Genomic DNA, 17,496 nt, shown 5'->3' with positions numbered 1-17,496 from the left:
AGGCGCCGATGCCCCGCGACCCCGGCCCCTGGCCCCGGCTGTACCGACCGGGGTCAGGAGCAGTTCGCCCGCTGTTGGGTCCGCGGGCCCAGAACCGCTGGGAGGCGCCCCTCCAGCAACTCCACCCCGAGGGGTGTCAGAGCATGGCGAATGGTGTTCCCTACCCGCAGGCTCCCGATCAGCCCCGCGTCACGCAGCACGGTCGCATGCTCACTGGCCGAGGCTGGCGAGATATCGAGTCGGCGGGCGATCTCGTTGCCCGTGGCGTTCTCGGAGTCCGCGATCATCAGAAGGGTGGCCGCGCGGGTGCGGCCGAGTAGGCGTGCCAAGGTGTCGGCGCCCGGCGCGTATGCGGTCTGGTCCAGTGTCAGCGCTCTGGTGTCCCGGTTGATCGGATAGACCAGCATGGGCGCGAGCGATCTGTCCCGGAGTGTGATCGGCATGTTCCGACAGAAATACGAAGGCACCAGGAGCAGCCCACGCCCCTGGAGGAACAGGTCCTGCCGCGATGGGTAGTCGACCTCCAGCACGGGTGCCTTCCAGCGCACGGTCGGATGCAGACTTCCCAGGAGCCCATCGGTACCACCGGCCAGGAAGGCCTTGGCCCGGGCCGACCGCTCGGCGTCCACCGCGGACTGGATCTGCGCCCAGTACGGACGCAGGGCCTGCCGGTGGTACCGCCTCAGCGCTGACCCCAAACCCCTGAGTGCCCCCGGATCGCCCTGTGCCAGTGCCTCCGCCCACGACGGAAGCTTCTGTTCCGCGCCGAGCGTGGCGAGATCTGTACGAAGCTGTGTACGAGGGGTCGACAGAATCGCTTCGATTCCGCTTTCGACACAGGTGGTACCGCCGGCCGGCGTCAGGAAATCCGGTGAGTAGCCGCGAGGCGGGGCCAGGCGCAGCAGCGGTCGGGCCGCGGGATCGAGTGAACCCCGCATTCGAGTACGCCAGCCGAGCATCCCGATATCGTTGTCGTAGCTGCCCAGGACATGAATGCTCAGCAGTGTTTCCCACGCGGGATCAGGTCCTGGTGCAAGACGGATCCGACCGAGATCCTCCGCACTGAAGTGGATGCGCAGCACGAACGTACCCCCGTGAAAAGGCTGCCTACCCAGGCGTCTTACTGTTCCGGCTCGGTGTCCCCGGCGGTAGTGCCTATTCCGCCATCTGGTGACCTTCGGCCAGGACCGAAATTTATTTCACCTCCATCGGACGCGTCCTAGCGTGGGAGCCAAGCACCACGGGGTGGGCCGGAGGCTGCCGACGGCGTCTGTCTTCACCCCGGCAACGGAGGAAATCCATGACATCTGTACGTCGTACCGTTGGGGCACTCGCAACCGCAGCGGCGCTGCTCGCGACAACGGCCGTTCTGGCTACCGGACCTGCTTCCGCTTCTGAGCCCGCAGCGGTATCCGAGGCCCCTGGGGCCGAGCGGGCAGCGGCCTGGGACGGGAACATCTACCTGTACTACAGCGCGTCCGCCAACAGTTCCTGGAGCAAGTACGGGGGCGCGGTGAACGACTTCGCCGGACACACCTTCGCCGCCGGCGGGGAAGGCCATGGCCTGCGGGTCAAGAACAACGTCAACCGTGCCTGGAACAACGACGGCACCTGGGTCGCACGCATCTACTACAACGAGAACCAGAACGCGAGCGGCGCGGCTCCGTACGACGACTTCTACCCGGGTGACTCCCGCGCGCTCAACAACGGAGTGCGCAACAACAACGCCTCACTCGGCTGGTGGAGGTAGGAGGCAGGAGGTAGTCACCGTACTGCCCGCCCGTGTGCACACGGGCGGGCACCCGCACCACCACGGCCTGGGCACCGGGCCGGTTGCCTCAAGCAGGTCGCAGAAGGGGAGCCGCGATGAACCCGCTCAGCAAGCGCACGCTTGCGGCCTTGGTCCTCCTGTTCGCCACCGCCGTGGGTTGCGCTCCGGGTGATCGGTCACCGGGCCAGCAGCAGCGCCCACCCAGCCTGCGCGAATTTCCCACCCTGCTGTCGGTCGACTCCCTCGTACTGCCCATCGAGCCCTATCTCTTCACCGACCGTCAGGTCGCGCGGCTGCTCCAGGCACGGGCGGTACTGACAGCCTCCTGCATGCGGCGCTTCGGCCACCCCTGGCCCGTGCCGAAGTCAGCGCCACCGGACACCGGAACGCGCAATCCCGCCAACACGGCACACCGATACGGTCTCACCGACGCCGTGGCCGCATCCCGGCACGGCTACCATCCCGCTCCCGGGTCACCCCAGAAGCAGGTCAAGAGCAAGGTGGCAGCCGGGCCCACGCCCGCACCGGCCCATATGCTCGTCGCGACCGGACTCAACGAAGACGGCACCCCGGCGCAGCAGGACGACAGCGGGCGAGCGCTGCCTCGCGGGGGATGTCTGGGGGAGGCAACCGCCGCACTCTCCGGCTCCCCAGACAAGATCGGCAATCGGGAACTCGTCGGTGCCATCAACATCGGTAGTTATCAGCAGTCACAGCGTGACCCCCGGGTGACCGCCGTCTTCGGGGCGTGGTCGCGCTGTATGCAGCGGTACGGCTACGACTATGCCGATCCGACCCGGGCTCCTGGAAGATCACCCCTGTACCAGACCGACACCGCGGGCCCGGCGGAGATCGCGCTGGCGCGCAGGGATGTGTCGTGCAAGAGGGACACCAATGTCGTCGGGGTGTGGTCCGCCGTGGATGCGGACTATCAGCGGCGGGTCATGAGGGAGAAGAAGCCCGAACTGGCCGCGATCGCCGCGGACATTCGTACTCAACTGGCCAACGCCGATCGGGTGCTCGGCGGCCACTGACGAAACCGGCACACAGCGACGCCGCACCTGAGGGCGACGACCCCTTCGGGCAGGGATCGCCTGTGGCCGCCGCCCATCACCGGTGCAGCCGAACACACACAGGCGCCGCCCAGCCGACCGGGACGGGCGCCCACCTTCGTACTCCGTCTCCGTACTCCGCTACAGCGTTCCCTTTCGCCGTTCCCTGACCAGCAGATATCCGAGGTACGCGCCGCCGATGGCCATGGTGTAGATGCCGACCGGAAGGTTCTCAAAGAGCGGGAGCTGCTGTGCGCACAGGTCAGCCAGTACGAGGAGCAGCGCCCCGGTGAGCGCGGAAAGCAGCAGATGGGGCCCCGGTACCCGGGTGATCCGCTTGGCGATCTGAGGCGCGGTCAACGCGATGAACGCGATGGGACCCGCCACGCTGACCGCACCCGCCGAGAGCACGATGGCGAGGACGACGGCGAAGGTCTTGGTGTTCTTCGGGTTCGACCCCAGCCCTTGCGCGATGTCGTCGCCCATCTCACTGATGGACAGACGCCGTGCGATCAGGGCGGTCAGCGGGGCGGCGCAGAGCATCACGAGCCAGATGGTCGTCGCGTCATCCCAGGACCGCGCCGACAGGCTGCCGTTGACATACGACATCAGAGCGGAAGCCTTGTCCCGTTCCATGGCGTACACGACGTACTGCGTGACCGCGGTGCAGATCGCGGCAACACCGATACCGGCCACGACCAACCGCGCGGGATTGCGGAAGCCGGTCCCCGTGGAGACATAGACCAGCGTCATCGCCAGTACACCTCCCACGAGCGCGCCCACCGCTACCGGTACGGTTCCCGGCAGCATCAGCGCGGCAAACGCCGCCCCCGCGCCAGCCCCAGCGCCCAGCCCGATCACATCAGGACTGCCCAGCGGGTTGCGGGTCGCCGACTGGAACAACGCACCCGACAGACCGAGCGCGCACCCGGTTCCGAGTGCGACGACGAGCCGAGGGCCGCGGAGTCGCTCGAAGACGAAGGCGTTCTTGCCCTTCGCCCCACCGGAAACCGCCTCACCGAGTTCGGCCAGCGGAATGCCCAGCCGGCCGAGCGAGAGGGTGACGATCGCCACAGCGGCGGTCAGCACCAGCAGGACGACGGCCGTGATGAGGGACACTCGCCGAAGGGGGACCGCCACCACCCCTCCCACCTGGAGAAATCCCCGAGGTGCGGTGGAATGCGGGGCCGGTCGGGACGTGCCGCGCGCACAGTCGCCTCCCCCGCTGCCGGTGGGCTGCTTCCGCGGGGCTGGTGTGCCACTGTGCCGCGCCGTCATGCGTTCCCCCTCATTCTGCGTACGGCGACGAGCAACGCGGGAGCGCCGATGAAGGCGGTCACCACCCCCACCATCAGTTCCTGGGGCCGCATCACCACCCGCCCGACGACATCAGCGGCCAGCAGCAGCGTGGGTCCCGCGATCGCTGAGAACGCGATCTGCCAGCGAAAGTCCACTCCCACCACGGCCCGTACGACATGGGGCACGGCGAGACCGACAAAGGCGATCGGACCGACCGCGGCCGTCGCGGCCGCGCTGAGCAGTGTGGCCGCGACCAAGCCCGCCCCACGGACCAACCACGGGTTGGCGCCGAGCGAGGCAGCGGTCGCGTCACCGAGCGCCAGGGCGTTCAGGCTCTGACCCAACACCACGGCGAGGACGAGACCGACGACGGTGAACGGAAGCATCGCCATGAAGACGTCGAAGTCCCGGCCGCCGAGCGCGCCGACCACCCAGTACCGGTAGCTGTCGAACACCTGCGGCTTGCTCAGGGTGACCGCCTGGATGTACGCCATCAGCATCGCCGAGAGCACCGCGCCCGCCAGCACCAGTCGGACCTGGCTCTTGCTGGAACCCACCGAACCGATGGCCTGGACGGCGATCCCGGCGACCAGTGCTCCCGGCAGCGCCCACCACATGGTGGCGGAGTTGCCGGTGGCTCCCCAGAAGGCGGTCGCGGTGACGATGCTCGCACTCGCTCCCGCGTTGATTCCCAGGAGTCCCGGTTCGGCCAGCGAGTTGCGGGTGACGCCCTGCATCAGCGTGCCCGCGACGGCGAGCGCGAGACCGGCCAGCACACCGAGCGCGGTCCGGGGGTAGCGGCTTTCGATCACTGTCGTGACCTGTTGGCCGGCCGTACCGGACAGCACATCGACCACATCGCTGAAAGAGGTCGTCCGGCTGCCGAACATCACGCTCGCAAAGAGGGCGAGCGCCAGGAGGGCCACTCCGATGACCAGCGCATACGCACGCCGAGCAGTACCACTGCGCGTGGTACTGCCCGGCGGGAGCTGAGTGACAGTCGTCATCTGTCGGGTGCGCCTACTTGCCCGCGGCGACGACGGCCTTGTCGATCAGCGGCAGATAGCGGTCGATCACCCACGGCACGGTCAGCGGGTTGATGATCGAGGACGCCGTCACAAACGGGTTGTTGTCGCCGACCACGACGGCACCCTTCTGGATTGCCGGGATGGCCTTGTACAGGGGCTGGGACTCGATCTCCTTGCGGTTCTTGTCATCGCTGTAGAACGTGAAGATCAGATCGCTGTCCTTGAGCTTCTCCGCGTTCTCCAGACCGATGAGCGCCGAGTCCGTGCCCTCGGTCTCCTTGAAGGTGTTCACCACCGGGTCCACGGTGAGACCCAGCGAGGAGACCATCTTCACCCGCTGCTCTTCGGCCTGGAACACACCGAGAGTGCCGGGGCCGGTGTTGTAGACGTACGAGAACGTGAGGTCCTTGTAGTTCGGCCGGGTCTTGGCCGCGTCGGCCAGCTGCTTCTCGATGGTGTTCGTGAGCTTCTTCGCGTCGTCCGGCTTGCCCAGAGCCTTGGCGATGATGCCGATCTGCTGGTCCCAGTTGGTGCTCCACGGCAGATCGGGGTAGGCGACCGTGGGGGCGATGTCCTTCAGGATGTCGTACTGCTTCTGTGTGACGCCCGACCACGGCGCGAGGATGACATCCGGCTCCAGCTCGGTGATCGCTTCGAAGTCGATCTCCTCGCCACCGGTGAACTGCTTGGGCAGCTTGTCGCCCGCCTTGGTCACCGCCTCATGAATCCAGGGGAGGTATCCGGTCTTGTCGCTGCCCCAGGGGTAGCTCTCGATGCCCACCGGGGTGTGCCCCAGGGCGATGGCCGTCTCGGTAGAGCCCTGGCCCAGCGTGACGACACGCTTCGGCTGCTCGGTGATCTCCGCCGTACCCAGTGCGCTCTTGATCGAGACCGGGAACGCGCCGCCGCTCTTCTCGGTGCCAGCGGCCTTCTTGTCGCCCTCGTCGGATGATGAGCAACCACCAATGGTGAGGACAACGGCCGTGGCGGTGGCCGCGGCGGCGAGCGTGCGACGACGCACGCGAGTGAACCCGAGCATGGATGTTCCTCATGGAGTTGGTGTGTGGGTCGATCCGGCGTGGTCCGGATGGCCACCCCACCCGTAAACACGCCATGTCGGACATGACGGAACAGTGCGGCGCTGATCGACTTAGGTAAGCCTAAGCTACGATTGGCGAAACGTTCAACCACCCCCCTGATCGGGGGCTCGGCACTTCCGGCCTCGCGAGTCCGGGTGGTGCGGCTGAGGCAGGTGCCGAGATATCGGCCAAGATCAACAGTCGGCTGTGAGGCCGATCCTCGGGAACCCCGAGAGCCGCCCCCAGGAGGAACGGTACGAACTGGGCTACATCCGCTGCCGTGCGCGAGGTCTTTGGGTTGCCGTGGGGGAAACCGTCTCCGGAAGCCTGTGCGAACGTGGCCGAAAAGGAGTGTCGCGGACTCCGTCCTTACCGGATGGCCTATCCGGGGGAGCACCCTCTCCCTAGCATGGTCGCCCTGTAGCTCCTGTTCAAGAAACGCGGGTGAGGGCTGGATGCGTGGGGAGTCATGGCGCCCGGACGCCATTGACACGACTGTGCCGAGCGTGGCTCGGATGTACGACTACTACCTGGGGGGTAGCGACAACTACGAGTCGGATCGCGAAGCATGCGAAGAGCTGCTGAAGCAGGTGCCCAGCACCAAGGAACTGGCGGTGAACAACCGCCGCTTCCTCCAGCGGGTGGTGCGGCTGCTCGCCAGTGAACACGGCATACGCCAGTTCATCGACCACGGTTCCGGCCTGCCCACCCAGGACAACGTCCACCAGGTCGCCCAGGCCATCGCCCCCGAGTCGAGGGTCGTGTACGTCGACAACGATCCGATCGTGCTGGCCCACGGCCGTGCCCTGCTCAACGAGAATGACCGCACCGCGGTCATCCAGGCTGATATGCGTGACACCGACGGCATCTTCGGCCATGAGGAGACTACCCGGCTCATTGACTTCCGGCAGCCCGTCGCAGCGCTCTTCGTCTCGGTGATGCACTGCATCCCGGACGAGGACGATCCGGCCGCCTTGATCCGACGGGTCGCGGAGAAGTTGGTGCCCGGTAGCTTCCTGGTCGTCTGCCAACTCGTCAGTGACCGCCCCGAGATCCGCAAGTTCGTCACGGACTTCATGGCCGAGGCCACCGGCGGCCACTGGGGCCGGGTGCGTGAACAGCGGGAGGTCGCGGCCTACTTCGATGGATTCGACATCCTCAGCCCCGGACTCGCCGAGGTCTCCACCTGGCGGCCGGACAACGATCTCGCGCCCGTTCAGCAGACCCATGAGTGGCTTGAGTGGGGTGGCGTCGCCCGGATAGGCTGATCCGCCCTGATTTCCGGCAAGTCGCCGGTCGGCTGACACAACGGCCCTGGTCGCACACCGCTCGCGGCGGGTGCGATCAGGGCCGTCGGTTTCGGTGCTTCCGTCCGTCCGTCCGTCGCGCTCGCGGGCCAAGGTCGAGCCGAACGAGTCGGCGCCCTCTGCCAATCGCCGGCCCCCCTGCCGATGGCTGGACCGGCGCCCTCACGCGAAAGGCCACCCCTGGAATTCGCCTCTCAGGGGTGGCCTTTCGTATGCGATCAGTAGGCGTCGAGTCGTTTCTCCAACATGGCCCGGGACTCCGCGGGGGTCAGGGCGCAGGCGCCGAGCCGGTCCAGCATGTTGCGGTACTGCTCGACGGTCTGCGGCTTCTGGGTGAACGTCGAGTCGGTCAGATGCTCGATGTAGACGGCGTCCTTCAGACCGCCCAGGGCGAAACGCAGATAGGTGACACCGGTCCCGACACCCACCGCTGCCGACACATCGAGAGGGGCGATCTGAAGGGAGACCCTCGGGCGCTCCATCATGGCGATGAGGTGCTTGAGTTGCGCCCGCATCACCTCCGGGCCGCCGACCGTGCGCAGCAGCACGGACTCATCGAGGACGGTCCACAGATGAGGTGCGTCCGGCTCGTCAAGATGCCGCTGCCGCTCCTGCCGCAGCTCGACCCGGCGCATCACATCGTGGGAGAGGAGATGCTCCGGGCCGTTCGTGATCACAGCGGTGGTGTACTCGGGAATCTGGAGCAGCCCGGGTACGTAGAACGGCTCGTAGGTACGGATGCGCTCTGCCGCGCCCTCCAGGGCCACGAGCGGGGTGAAGAAGTCGGAGAGCACATCGTTGAAGGAGCGCCACCAGTCCGGTCTATGGGACTGTTCGACCAGCCGCAGGAACTCGGCTATGCGCTCCTCGCCGTCAACCCCGTAGAGGCCGAGAAGCGCAAGGGCATCGGCGTTTTTGCACCCATGGCGCCCCAGTTCGATTCGGCTTGTTTTCGAGCGTGAAAAGCCGAGTCGACCATCCACATCAGCCGGGTCGAGCCCGGCGGCAACTCGCAGTTCGCGTAGTTTGCCGCCGAGGATCACCTTCAGTGCGGTCGGGTTCTTCTCCACCGCCCCCAGGGGTCGTACGAACAACGACTCGTTCGGGTCGGTTGCAGCCATCGGGCGCTCCTGCGGACGCTGGGAAGGTGCCAGTATCCCCTACCGATGCTTCTCAGATATGGAACACGACGTTCCCTAGAAGCTTTTCAGCCAATCACAGAATCAAAGTCGCCACCTCTGGCTCCTGCCACGAACGCGGCTATCTCGTCCCGCGTATAGATCAGGGCCGGCCCCTGCGGGTCCCGGGAGTTGCGTATCGCGACCCGTCCGCCCGGTAGTTGTGCGAACTCCACACAGTTTCCCGTTGCGTTGCTGTAACTGCTTTTTGTCCATGTTGCCGCACTCAGGGTGTCGGCCCTCATGCCGTTGAAGAAACGCTCCACCGCAACAGCCCCTTGCTCTCCGAACGTACGTTCGTGCCAAATGGTACCGGTCTATGCAATCCCATTTGCAATCTCAGATGCAATTGCATTCCGACGTGATACTCGACCATACTCGTCCTCACGGCGGCTGCTACAGCGCCCGAAGTCCGCAGCCTCCAGGGGGACATGACCAGTGACGACCCATGTGTCAGCCTCGGCGAACGCGAGCACCAGGTACGGCGGCCGGTTGCGCGAGGCCGCCCCCGGTGTGCGCTGGCCGTTGGGCTTAACCGCGTCGAGCGAGCAGCCGTGGGGAGCGGGCCAGGGCGTCCGTCCGGCAGGTTTCGCGGCTTGCGGCCTGGATGGCCAGCTGCGCAACGCGCCCCAGGCTCGACGCTTTCTCGCATCCACCCTGGATCGATGGGCACTTCAGCGGGTACTACCTGACGCGGGACTGGTCGTCAGCGAGTTGGTGACCAACGCCGTTCAGCACGCACTGGAGCCGGGAGCCGGTGACCTGGGGGAGTACCCCGTCTGGCTCGGCATCTTCCTCCACCCCGATGAGCTGGTCTGCGCGGTCACCGACCCCAGTTCCAACCCGCCGTGTCCGCGTGATGCGGAAGCCTCGGCGCTGGGCGGTCGGGGGCTCGCACTGATCAGCGCGCTGAGCCGGACCTGGTCCTGGTCGCTGACCCCGCCACGGGGCAAGACGGTCTGGGCGACGCTTTCGCTCCAGCCGAGCAGCGGTTGAGATCCGGACCTGGGCTGCTGTGACACCGCCGCATCCGCGCGGGTGTCTGAAGAATGCATTCGTCTCCAGCCCGCCGTCCGGTCCACCAGGACCGAGGTCCGGTGTGTCGGAGCAAGCGCTCAAGTCAGCGCGACGCGAACGGGGTGGCCGCCGCCGGACAGGTCCTGGTGTGGTGGTGTGACAGTGTGCGGCTCGGCTTCAGAGCCCATACGATTCACTCTCGCCCTCCAGGAACGTTCCGAGCACCTCGATGCTCCCGATGGCGGAGGAAGGCACTCTCCTGGGATCGTCGGCGAGCACCACAAGGTCTGCCCGCTTGCCTGCGGAGATGGTTCCCGCGCTGTCTTCCCAGTGGCAGGTGTATGCGGCGTCCGAGGTGTAGGCGCGCAGTGCCTCCTCGACCGTGACTCCCTCGTCCGGACCGATGATCTGCCCCGAGAGCGAGGCCCGTTCCACCATGAACTGGATGGCCCGCAGGGGAGCGCCATCGGCGACCGGCCGGTCCGAACTTCCCACCAGGCGTACGCCGTTGTCGAGGAAGCCCCTGCCACGGTAGAGCCAGGGCGCACGCTCATCGCCCATGATCGCGGCGTAGTCGTCACCGAAGTGCCTCAGGAAGCCGGGTTGGATGACAGCGGACACCCCGAGTGCGGCGAATCTCGGCAACTGGTCGGGGCGGACGAGGCCCGCGTGTTCGATGCGGTGGCGAGCGTGGGGGCGGGGGTGCTGGCGCTGGGCTTCCGCCAGGGCGTCGAGTGCGACATCGACCGCCCGATCGCCGATGGCGTGCACGGCGAGCTGCCAACCCGCGAGATGTCCCTCGACAATGATGTCCTTCAGCGGTCTGGCGGTCTGCTGCAACTGCCCTGATTCCGAGGAGCCCTGGTAGGGGCTGCTGAGTGCGGCCGTTCGTGCCATCATTCCGCCGTCGGTGAAGATCTTGAGTGCTCCCAACGAGAGCCTGCCGTCTCCAAAACCACTGCGCAGCCCAAGACTGATGGCGTGGGTGGTTCGATCGTGGGGCGATGCCTCCACCGGGCCCAAGGCGTTCGCCGCCACCATGAGTTGGGTGCGAACCGTCAGTCGACCCTGGTCCAGGGCTAGTTGGAAGGCGCCGGCATCGAGCGGGCCATAGGCGAAGAGTTCGCTACCGAGGCCGGCCTCGGCACAGGCCGTGATGCCTTCCGTACGACAGACGCCCGCTGCCTGCTCGATCGCCGCCGCCAGTTCCACCAGCGACCGCGGTGGCCGCAACAGCCGTGCGGCTGCCATGGCTTCCTCCGCGAGAAAGCCCGCCGTACGCGTCGAGCCGACCGGCAGCAGGTCAAGGACCGCGGTGTTCACCACACAACCATGGCCGGAGACATGCCCGAGGAAGACCTTGCGGCCCGCGCTCACGGTGTCCAACTCCGCGGCGGTCAGATGACGGCCCAACGGGCGCTGATCGTATCCGGACAACTCCACCCAGTCGTCCGGTGCCGTGGCCGCGGCCGCGGTAGCGACCGTGCTGAGGATGTCGTCGATGGCGGTGCTGGGCGCGATGCTCACCGCCCGGGCGGCCAGCCCCGCCCACATCAGATGCACATGGGCATCGATGAATCCAGGAAGAAGCGTTGCCCCGCCGAGGTCCAGAACACGCCGGGCGGGGAGCGCGGCCACTTCATCGTCGACCCCGACGATCAGCCCTCGCCAGATGCCGAGTTCATGGCCGGCGGGACGGGCTGGGTCCATGGTGATGATGTTGGCGTTGGTGATCCTTGTGCAGAGCATGGGCGTATCCCTCCGGTGGAACGAGAACCGTCTGAATTCCCTCTAGTGATACGAAGTCACGCCTGGGTGGGGTCCATATCGATGCAGAAAGGACTATGTTTAGGTGAGGCTAACCTAAGAAGGTGTTGCGGTGTGGATGAGTACGGGGAGACTCCTGCGAACTCGTTGGAGGCATGGGCCGATGGCGTGGTAGCCCGTCTCGACGTGCACGAGGATATTGACCGCTCCTTGCTCTACGCCCTGCGCAAAGGGCCCAGTCTCCGCGATGAGACCGCTGCCAGAATGGCCGACGCCCTGCGGGCCGCGGCACTCGGACTGAACTCGGCCGGCTGCGCCATGGCCGCGGGTGTCTCCGAACGGCTCCTGCTCAACTGGCAGTCACAGGACCCGTCTTTCGCCGCCGCCATGGCCGCGGCCACCGATATGGCCCGAGCGCAGACCGCGGGATTGGCGGGCCCGCTGAACCCCGCCGCCCTGCGCGTACTGCTGCGGGCGCTACGCAACGGCGCGCTCCACGGCCCGGCCGCGGCGCTCGTGGGAATGTCGGGGCGTGCCCTCTATCGGCTGCGCAGGGAGAGCCCCGAGGTCGCCGCGTTGGTCGCCGCCGCGCGCCGAGCCAGGCCCAAGAAGGCGGATCGGCGCAGAAGGTCGCCGTATGAACAGCGCTATCGGCTGATCCGGCTTGATCAGGGTGTGGAAGTGGGAGCGGTGCGGGATTCCCGCCATGCCGGCCCTGGTACGGGGCATTCCCTCCGGGTCTGTGCGGAGGAGTCCGAGGCGCCGCAGTGCGACGGTGGTGACCCCGGCCGCCCGAGCGGTTGAGGCGTTCGCTTCGACGCGATCCCCTCCCGCACCATGGGCCTCACTGTGCCCGAGGGGCGGACCAAGGGTGGGCATCGGCTGGAACTTAGTCTAGCCTTACCTAAATTCTCGTGCTCTTTCGATGGGCACTGCGGGACGGTGCCGGAGGGGTGCGGTGGGTTCAACAACCCTGTCGGGAAAGGTAGTTCTCAGGACTTCGGTGGCCGGGCAGCGGCGCGATGTCGTGCTTGGCTCGCTCTTGGGGGCGGGCCATCAGGCCGGCGAGGCCCTGGTGCCCGTGGTGATCGGCGTGGTGATCGACCGCGGTGTCGCCCAGGGGGATGCGACCGGGCTGGTGCTCGGAATCGTCGCCCTCGGGGTCATCTACATCGGTCTCTCCTTCAGTTTTCGCTTTGGCGCCCGTGCGGGGGAGCGCGCCGCGGAGACGGCGGCCCACCGGCTGCGGACCCGCCTTGTGGGTCGGCTGCTCGCGCCCGAGGGCCAAGCGATGGGCGGGCGGCTCTCCGGTGAACTGACCAATATCGCCACGCAGGACGCCAAGCGCGTTGGCGCCGTCTGTATGGCGCTGATCGTTGGCATCTCAGCCCTGATGGGACTGCTGGTCAGCGCGGTCGTCCTGGTGCGGATCTCTGCCCTGCTCGGCCTGGTGGTCCTGCTGGGCACACCGCTACTCCTGTGGCTGGGGCATCTGTTGAGCAAGCCCTTGGAGCGGCGCAGTGAGGCAGAACAGGAGCGCGCCGCCCACGCGTCGGGTGTGGCGGCGGATCTGGTGACGGGGCTGCGCGTTCTCAAGGGCATCGGCGCTGAACCCGCTGCCGTCGCCCGCTACCGCCGCACCAGCGGTGACTCGCTCACCGCCACCCTCCGTGCGGCGCGCGCCGGGGCATGGCAGAACGGACTCGTACTCGCGCTGACCGGTGTCTTCATCGCCCTGGTCGCCCTGGTCGGTGGACGTCTGGCCACCGAGGGCGACATCAGCCTGGGCGAGTTGGTCTCGGCGGTGGGTCTGGCGTTGTTCCTGCTGGGTCCGCTCTCGGAGTTCTCCTGGGTCAACGCGGAACTGGCACAGGGCCGGGCCTCGGCCGCCAGGATCGCCGAGGTGCTCGCCACCGAGGGCGCCGTGCTCTCCGGCACCGGTACCCTTCCCCGTCCCGTACGAGGACGGATCCAACTGCGCGATGTCTCCCATGGATCGCTTCAAGCCCTCGATCTCGAAGTCGCCCCCGGCGAGATCGTCGGTGTGGTTGCCACCGAGCCCGCCGACGCCACCGCGCTCCTCGGCCTGCTGGCTCGCCGCTTCGACCCCGACAGCGGTGTGGTGGAGCTGGATGGAGTCGCGCTGAGCACCCTCGATCCCGGAGATCTGCGCACGGCGATCCTGGTCGCCGAACACGACGCGGACCTGTTCGAGGGCACCCTCCTCAGCAATGTCTTCGCAGCCGCCGACTCCGCGGACTCCATCGCCCGTGCCATGGCCGCCTCGGGCGCGGACGAGGTCGCCCTCACACTGCCCCAGGGAGGAGGGACCGCGGTGACAGAGCGTGGCCGCTCGCTCTCCGGTGGCCAGCGGCAACGGGTGGCGCTGGCGCGGGCTCTCGCGGTTGACGCCCCCGTGCTGGTCCTCCACGATCCGGCAACCGCGGTCGACGCGGTCACCGAGGCCAAGATCGCCGCCGGGCTCAGGGAACTACGCCACGGCCGTACCACGGTGGTGGTCACCACCAGCCCGGCACTGCTGGCGATGACCGACCGCGTCGTCCTGATCGAGGGCGGCAGCACCACCAGCACCGCGGCCCATGTCGAACTCGTCCGAGACCATGTCACCTACCGCACGGCGGTGCTCTCATGACCGACCGTCAACACCAGCCGTACGGGGACGAGGCGGCGGAGGGCTCCAGGTCCCCCAGCCGATCCGACGCGCCCCCCACCGCCGACCCGGTGGGCGAGGGCTCGCCGACGGCCCCGGCGGGCGATGAACCCGAGCGCACCCTCCTGCCCATCGCCACCGCTGCCCGCACCCGCGCAGCCGTCGCCGAGCTCCTACGCCCCCACCGCCGGCTGGCCATCGGCGGCTTCGCGGTCATGGTCATCGCAACCGCCGTCGGATTGCTCACTCAGCCGCTGCTCGGCCGTATCGTCGACATCGCCGCCGACCAGCGCCCGCCCAGCGCCTTGACCACCACCGTGCTGTTGCTGGCGGCCGTCGCCGTCGCCCAGGGACTCAGCACGGCTGCCGGTCTCTCCTTGATCTCGCGCCTCGGTGAGTCCGTCCTGGCCCAGCTGCGCGAACGATTCATCGAAAGAGCTCTGGGCCTGCCCCTGGAACAGGTGGAGCGCGCCGGCTCGGGGGATCTGACCGTCCGTGTCACCGGGGATGTGTCACTCACCGCCGACGCCGTCCGCAACGCCCTTCCGGAGTTGGCCCGCTCCCTGCTGGCGATCGTGTTGACCCTGGGCGCCCTAGCCGTTTTGGACTGGCGGTTCCTCCTCGCCGCCCTGCTGGCCCTCCCCGTACAGATCCACACCGCCCGCTGGTACGTGCGTCGCGCGGTCCCGCTCTACGCGGAGCAGCGGGTGGCCAACGGAGCTCAGCAGCAACAACTGCTCGACACCATCGGCGGCAGCTCCACCGTGCGCGCCTTCCGGCTGGAGAAGGAGCACAGCGAGCGGGTCGAGGAACGATCATGGTCCGTGGTCGGGCTGACGATGCGCGGCGTTCATCTGGTGCTGCGTTTCTACAGCAGGCTGCACATCGCCGAGTTCATCGGGCTCGCCGCGGTGCTGGCCACGGGATTTCTGCTGGTTCGAGCGGAGGCGGCGTCCCTGGGTACGGCAACGGCGGCCGCGCTCTACTTCCACAGCCTCTTCACTCCCGTCAACTCCGCCCTGGTGCTGATCGACGATGCGCAGTCGGCCATCGCCGGGCTCGCCCGCATCATCGGAGTGGCGGACCTGCCCCTCCCGAAGGAGCCCGAGCGTCCCCTGGCGCCGAAGGACTCCTCCGTAGCGGTGGCCGGGGTGAGTCACTCCTACCGAAGCGGCCACCCGGTCCTGCACGACGTCGCCATGGCCCTGCGCCCCGGCGAACGCGTCGCCCTGGTCGGTGCGAGCGGTGCCGGTAAGACCACGCTGGCCAAACTGATCGCCGGCATCCACCGACCGACCACGGGGTCCATCGAGCTCGGTGGTGCGTCCTTGGAGGACATCGGGCCGGGAGCGATCCGGCGTACCGTCGCCCTGATCACTCAGGAGACCCATGTCTTCGCCGGCCCGCTCGCCGATGACCTTCGACTCGCCAGCGCTGGCGCCACGGACGCCGAACTGCGGGCGGCTCTCGACCGGGTTGACGCCCTGAGCTGGGTCGAGGCACTGCCTGATGGAATGGCGACGGTCATCGGCGAGGGCGGCCACCGACTCAGCGGAGCCCAGACACAGGCTCTGGCACTGGCCCGGCTGATTCTCGCCGACCCTCCGGTGGTGATCCTCGACGAGGCCACCGCGGAGGCGGGGAGTACCGGAGCACGGGCCCTGGAGAAGGCCGTCTCCCGTGCGATCGACGGTCGTACCGCACTCATCGTCGCCCATCGGCTCACTCAGGCGGCCAGCGCTGACCGGATCGTGGTCATGGAGGCCGGGCGCGTAGTGGAAACCGGCACCCATGACGCGCTGCGGGCCGCTGACGGGCCCTACGCCGCTCTGTGGGAGGCCTGGTCGGACACCCGGCGGTCCCCGAACCACCCGGAGCCCGGCTCCTAGAACCCCACCCTCACAGCCCCCACATCAGGCACCACATTCTCCACCGCTCCACAGGAACCCGAACCGAAGGACCACCGATGGCCCGCTCGAAGAGAGCTCCACGGCTCGCCACCGCCCTCGCCTCCGCACTGCTGCTGTTCGGCACCGTCGCCGCGTGCGGTGGTGGCTCTGACGACTCCAAGGACTCCGGCAAGGACAAGGAGTCCAAGAGCCCGTCCAGTAACAGCGCCGCCGCCTATCCGGTCACGCTCCAGCACAAGTACGGCAGCACCACCATCAAGTCGGAGCCGAAGCGGATCGTCACCGTTGGCCTCACTGACCAGGACGCCGTGCTCGCGCTGGGCAAGGTCCCGGTCGGCACCACGGAGTGGCTCGGCGGGTACCCAGGAGCCATCGGCCCCTGGGCGAAGGACAAACTGGGCGATGCCAAGCTTCCGACCGTACTGAAGGACACCGGCACGGGTCCTCAGGTGGAGAAGATCGCAGCCCTGAAGCCCGATGTCATTCTGGCCCTGTACGGGGGCCTCACCAAGGCCCAGTACGACTCCTTGAGCAAGTTCGCCCCGGTGGTGGCCCATCCCAAGCAGTACAACGACTACGGCATTCCGTGGCAGGAGCTGACCCAGAAGGTCGGCCTGGTGCTCGGCAAGCCCAACGAGGCGGTGAAGGTGATCGCCGACACCGAGGCGAAGATAGCCGAGGCGGCGAAGCCCGAGTTCAAGAACGCCACCGCCATCATGGCAACCCCGTACGAGGGCATGTTCGTCTTCGGTAGCCAGGACCCGCGCTCCCGGCTACTGGGCAACCTCGGCTTCAAGCTGCCCGCTGGCCTCGACAAGGCGATCGGCGACCAGTTCGGTGCGAACATCAGCAAGGAGCGCACGGATCTCCTCGACCAGCAGGCCATCGTCTGGATCGTGGGCGATGTGGCGAAGGACAGCGCCAAGCTCCACAAGGACGCTTCCTACCGCGGTCTGAAGGTGGCCAAGGAGGGGCGTGAGGTCTTTGTCCACGAGACCAGCGACTACGGTCACGCCACTTCGTTCGTCACGGCCCTCAGCCTGCCGTACGTGGTGGAGCGACTCGCTCCGCAACTGTTGGCCGCGGTGGATGGAAAGCCGGAGACCAAGGTGGCTCCGCCCGCGTCCTGATCGGATGACGTAGCGTAGAAGAGGGAGCCGGGCCCATGGGCCCGGCTCCCTCTTCGTCTGCCTAACCCTCCATGGCTCGCACCAGGCTCTTGGGTCGCATATCGGTCCAGTTGGCCTCGATGTAGTCGAGGCAGGACTGGCGCGGCCCGGGACCGTGGACCACTCGCCAGCCTGCGGGAACCTCGATGAAGTCGGGCCACAGACTGTGCTGGTCCTCATCGTTCACCAAGACGGTGTAGACGCCATCGGGGTTCTCGAACGGGTTACTCATCGCCTTCGCTCTCCTG

The 17,496-nt window shown here is 67.5% G+C and carries 16 protein-coding genes; 8 read left to right on the top strand and 8 right to left on the bottom strand.

Annotated elements, in window-relative coordinates:
- Positions 1 to 53 precede the first annotated feature (53 nt).
- The gene (locus tag NBG84_RS20120) at positions 54 to 1,082 is read right to left on the bottom strand and encodes a MarR family transcriptional regulator (RefSeq protein WP_250920914.1); all 1,029 of its coding nucleotides are present in this window, start codon (positions 1,080 to 1,082) and stop codon (positions 54 to 56) included.
- Positions 1,083 to 1,300: 218 nt separating this feature from the next.
- Here NBG84_RS20120 and NBG84_RS20115 point away from each other — a divergent pair, with 218 nt between their 5' ends.
- Positions 1,301 to 1,750 (top strand): hypothetical protein, encoded by a 450-nt coding sequence (locus NBG84_RS20115; protein WP_250920913.1) that lies wholly within the window; start codon positions 1,301 to 1,303, stop codon positions 1,748 to 1,750.
- A gap of 116 nt (positions 1,751 to 1,866) precedes the next feature.
- Positions 1,867 to 2,805, top strand: a complete 939-nt coding sequence (locus NBG84_RS20110) for a hypothetical protein (protein WP_250920912.1) — start codon at positions 1,867 to 1,869, stop codon at positions 2,803 to 2,805.
- A gap of 159 nt (positions 2,806 to 2,964) precedes the next feature.
- On the opposite strand, the gene NBG84_RS20105 is transcribed toward NBG84_RS20110, so the two are convergent.
- The 3 genes from NBG84_RS20105 to NBG84_RS20095 are packed head-to-tail and all read right to left on the bottom strand — an operon-like array spanning position 2,965 to position 6,189.
- Positions 2,965 to 4,101, bottom strand: coding sequence for a FecCD family ABC transporter permease (locus NBG84_RS20105; RefSeq protein WP_425608666.1), 1,137 nt, complete (start codon positions 4,099 to 4,101; stop codon positions 2,965 to 2,967).
- On the bottom strand, positions 4,098 to 5,129 hold the full coding sequence (locus NBG84_RS20100; RefSeq protein WP_250920910.1) for a FecCD family ABC transporter permease: 1,032 nt from the start codon (positions 5,127 to 5,129) through the stop codon (positions 4,098 to 4,100). The genes NBG84_RS20105 and NBG84_RS20100 overlap by 4 nt, the downstream gene beginning before the upstream one ends.
- Before the next feature lie 13 nt (positions 5,130 to 5,142).
- The gene (locus NBG84_RS20095) at positions 5,143 to 6,189 is read right to left on the bottom strand and encodes an iron-siderophore ABC transporter substrate-binding protein (RefSeq protein WP_250920909.1); all 1,047 of its coding nucleotides are present in this window, start codon (positions 6,187 to 6,189) and stop codon (positions 5,143 to 5,145) included.
- 495 nt (positions 6,190 to 6,684) lie between these two features.
- On the opposite strand from NBG84_RS20095, the gene NBG84_RS20090 reads away from it, so the two are divergent.
- A complete protein-coding gene (locus tag NBG84_RS20090; protein WP_250920908.1) occupies positions 6,685 to 7,497 on the top strand; it encodes an SAM-dependent methyltransferase in 813 nt (270 codons plus the stop codon).
- Between the two features lie 257 nt (positions 7,498 to 7,754).
- Here the strand turns inward: NBG84_RS20090 and NBG84_RS20085 are convergent, their stop codons facing one another.
- Both NBG84_RS20085 and NBG84_RS20080 read right to left on the bottom strand, forming a co-directional pair.
- Positions 7,755 to 8,657 (bottom strand): helix-turn-helix domain-containing protein, encoded by a 903-nt coding sequence (locus NBG84_RS20085; protein ID WP_250920907.1) that lies wholly within the window; start codon positions 8,655 to 8,657, stop codon positions 7,755 to 7,757.
- An 86-nt stretch (positions 8,658 to 8,743) separates the two neighbouring features.
- Positions 8,744 to 8,959 carry a DUF397 domain-containing protein gene (locus NBG84_RS20080; protein ID WP_250921095.1) on the bottom strand — a complete coding sequence of 72 codons (216 nt, stop codon included), beginning with the start codon at positions 8,957 to 8,959 and terminating at the stop codon, positions 8,744 to 8,746.
- Between the two features lie 193 nt (positions 8,960 to 9,152).
- Between NBG84_RS20080 and NBG84_RS20075 the strand changes: the two genes are divergently transcribed.
- The gene (locus NBG84_RS20075; protein WP_250920906.1) at positions 9,153 to 9,710 is read left to right on the top strand and encodes an ATP-binding protein; all 558 of its coding nucleotides are present in this window, start codon (positions 9,153 to 9,155) and stop codon (positions 9,708 to 9,710) included.
- Between the two features lie 198 nt (positions 9,711 to 9,908).
- Here the strand turns inward: NBG84_RS20075 and NBG84_RS20070 are convergent, their stop codons facing one another.
- Positions 9,909 to 11,480 carry an amidohydrolase gene (locus tag NBG84_RS20070; RefSeq protein WP_250920905.1) on the bottom strand — a complete coding sequence of 524 codons (1,572 nt, stop codon included), beginning with the start codon at positions 11,478 to 11,480 and terminating at the stop codon, positions 9,909 to 9,911.
- Positions 11,481 to 11,612: 132 nt separating this feature from the next.
- Here NBG84_RS20070 and NBG84_RS20065 point away from each other — a divergent pair, with 132 nt between their 5' ends.
- The 4 genes from NBG84_RS20065 (at position 11,613) to NBG84_RS20050 (ending at position 17,209) form a co-directional block, all read left to right on the top strand.
- Positions 11,613 to 12,302, top strand: a complete 690-nt coding sequence (locus NBG84_RS20065; RefSeq protein ID WP_250920904.1) for a hypothetical protein — start codon at positions 11,613 to 11,615, stop codon at positions 12,300 to 12,302.
- Between the two features lie 121 nt (positions 12,303 to 12,423).
- Positions 12,424 to 14,151 carry an ABC transporter ATP-binding protein gene (locus tag NBG84_RS20060; protein WP_250920903.1) on the top strand — a complete coding sequence of 576 codons (1,728 nt, stop codon included), beginning with the start codon at positions 12,424 to 12,426 and terminating at the stop codon, positions 14,149 to 14,151.
- Positions 14,148 to 16,058 (top strand): ABC transporter ATP-binding protein, encoded by a 1,911-nt coding sequence (locus tag NBG84_RS20055; protein ID WP_250920902.1) that lies wholly within the window; start codon positions 14,148 to 14,150, stop codon positions 16,056 to 16,058. The genes NBG84_RS20060 and NBG84_RS20055 overlap by 4 nt, the downstream gene beginning before the upstream one ends.
- A gap of 77 nt (positions 16,059 to 16,135) precedes the next feature.
- A complete protein-coding gene (locus tag NBG84_RS20050; protein ID WP_250920901.1) occupies positions 16,136 to 17,209 on the top strand; it encodes an iron-siderophore ABC transporter substrate-binding protein in 1,074 nt (357 codons plus the stop codon).
- Positions 17,210 to 17,270: 61 nt separating this feature from the next.
- On the opposite strand, the gene NBG84_RS20045 is transcribed toward NBG84_RS20050, so the two are convergent.
- Complete coding sequence (locus NBG84_RS20045) at positions 17,271 to 17,480, bottom strand: MbtH family protein (protein ID WP_250920900.1); 210 nt, start codon at positions 17,478 to 17,480, stop codon at positions 17,271 to 17,273.
- Positions 17,481 to 17,496 lie beyond the last annotated feature (16 nt).

This window comes from Streptomyces albipurpureus (assembly GCF_023701525.1).
Lineage (GTDB): Bacteria > Actinomycetota > Actinomycetes > Streptomycetales > Streptomycetaceae > Streptomyces > Streptomyces albipurpureus.
The sequence above is the reverse complement of the archived record's forward strand: the minus strand, read 5'-3'. Positions and strand labels throughout refer to the sequence as shown.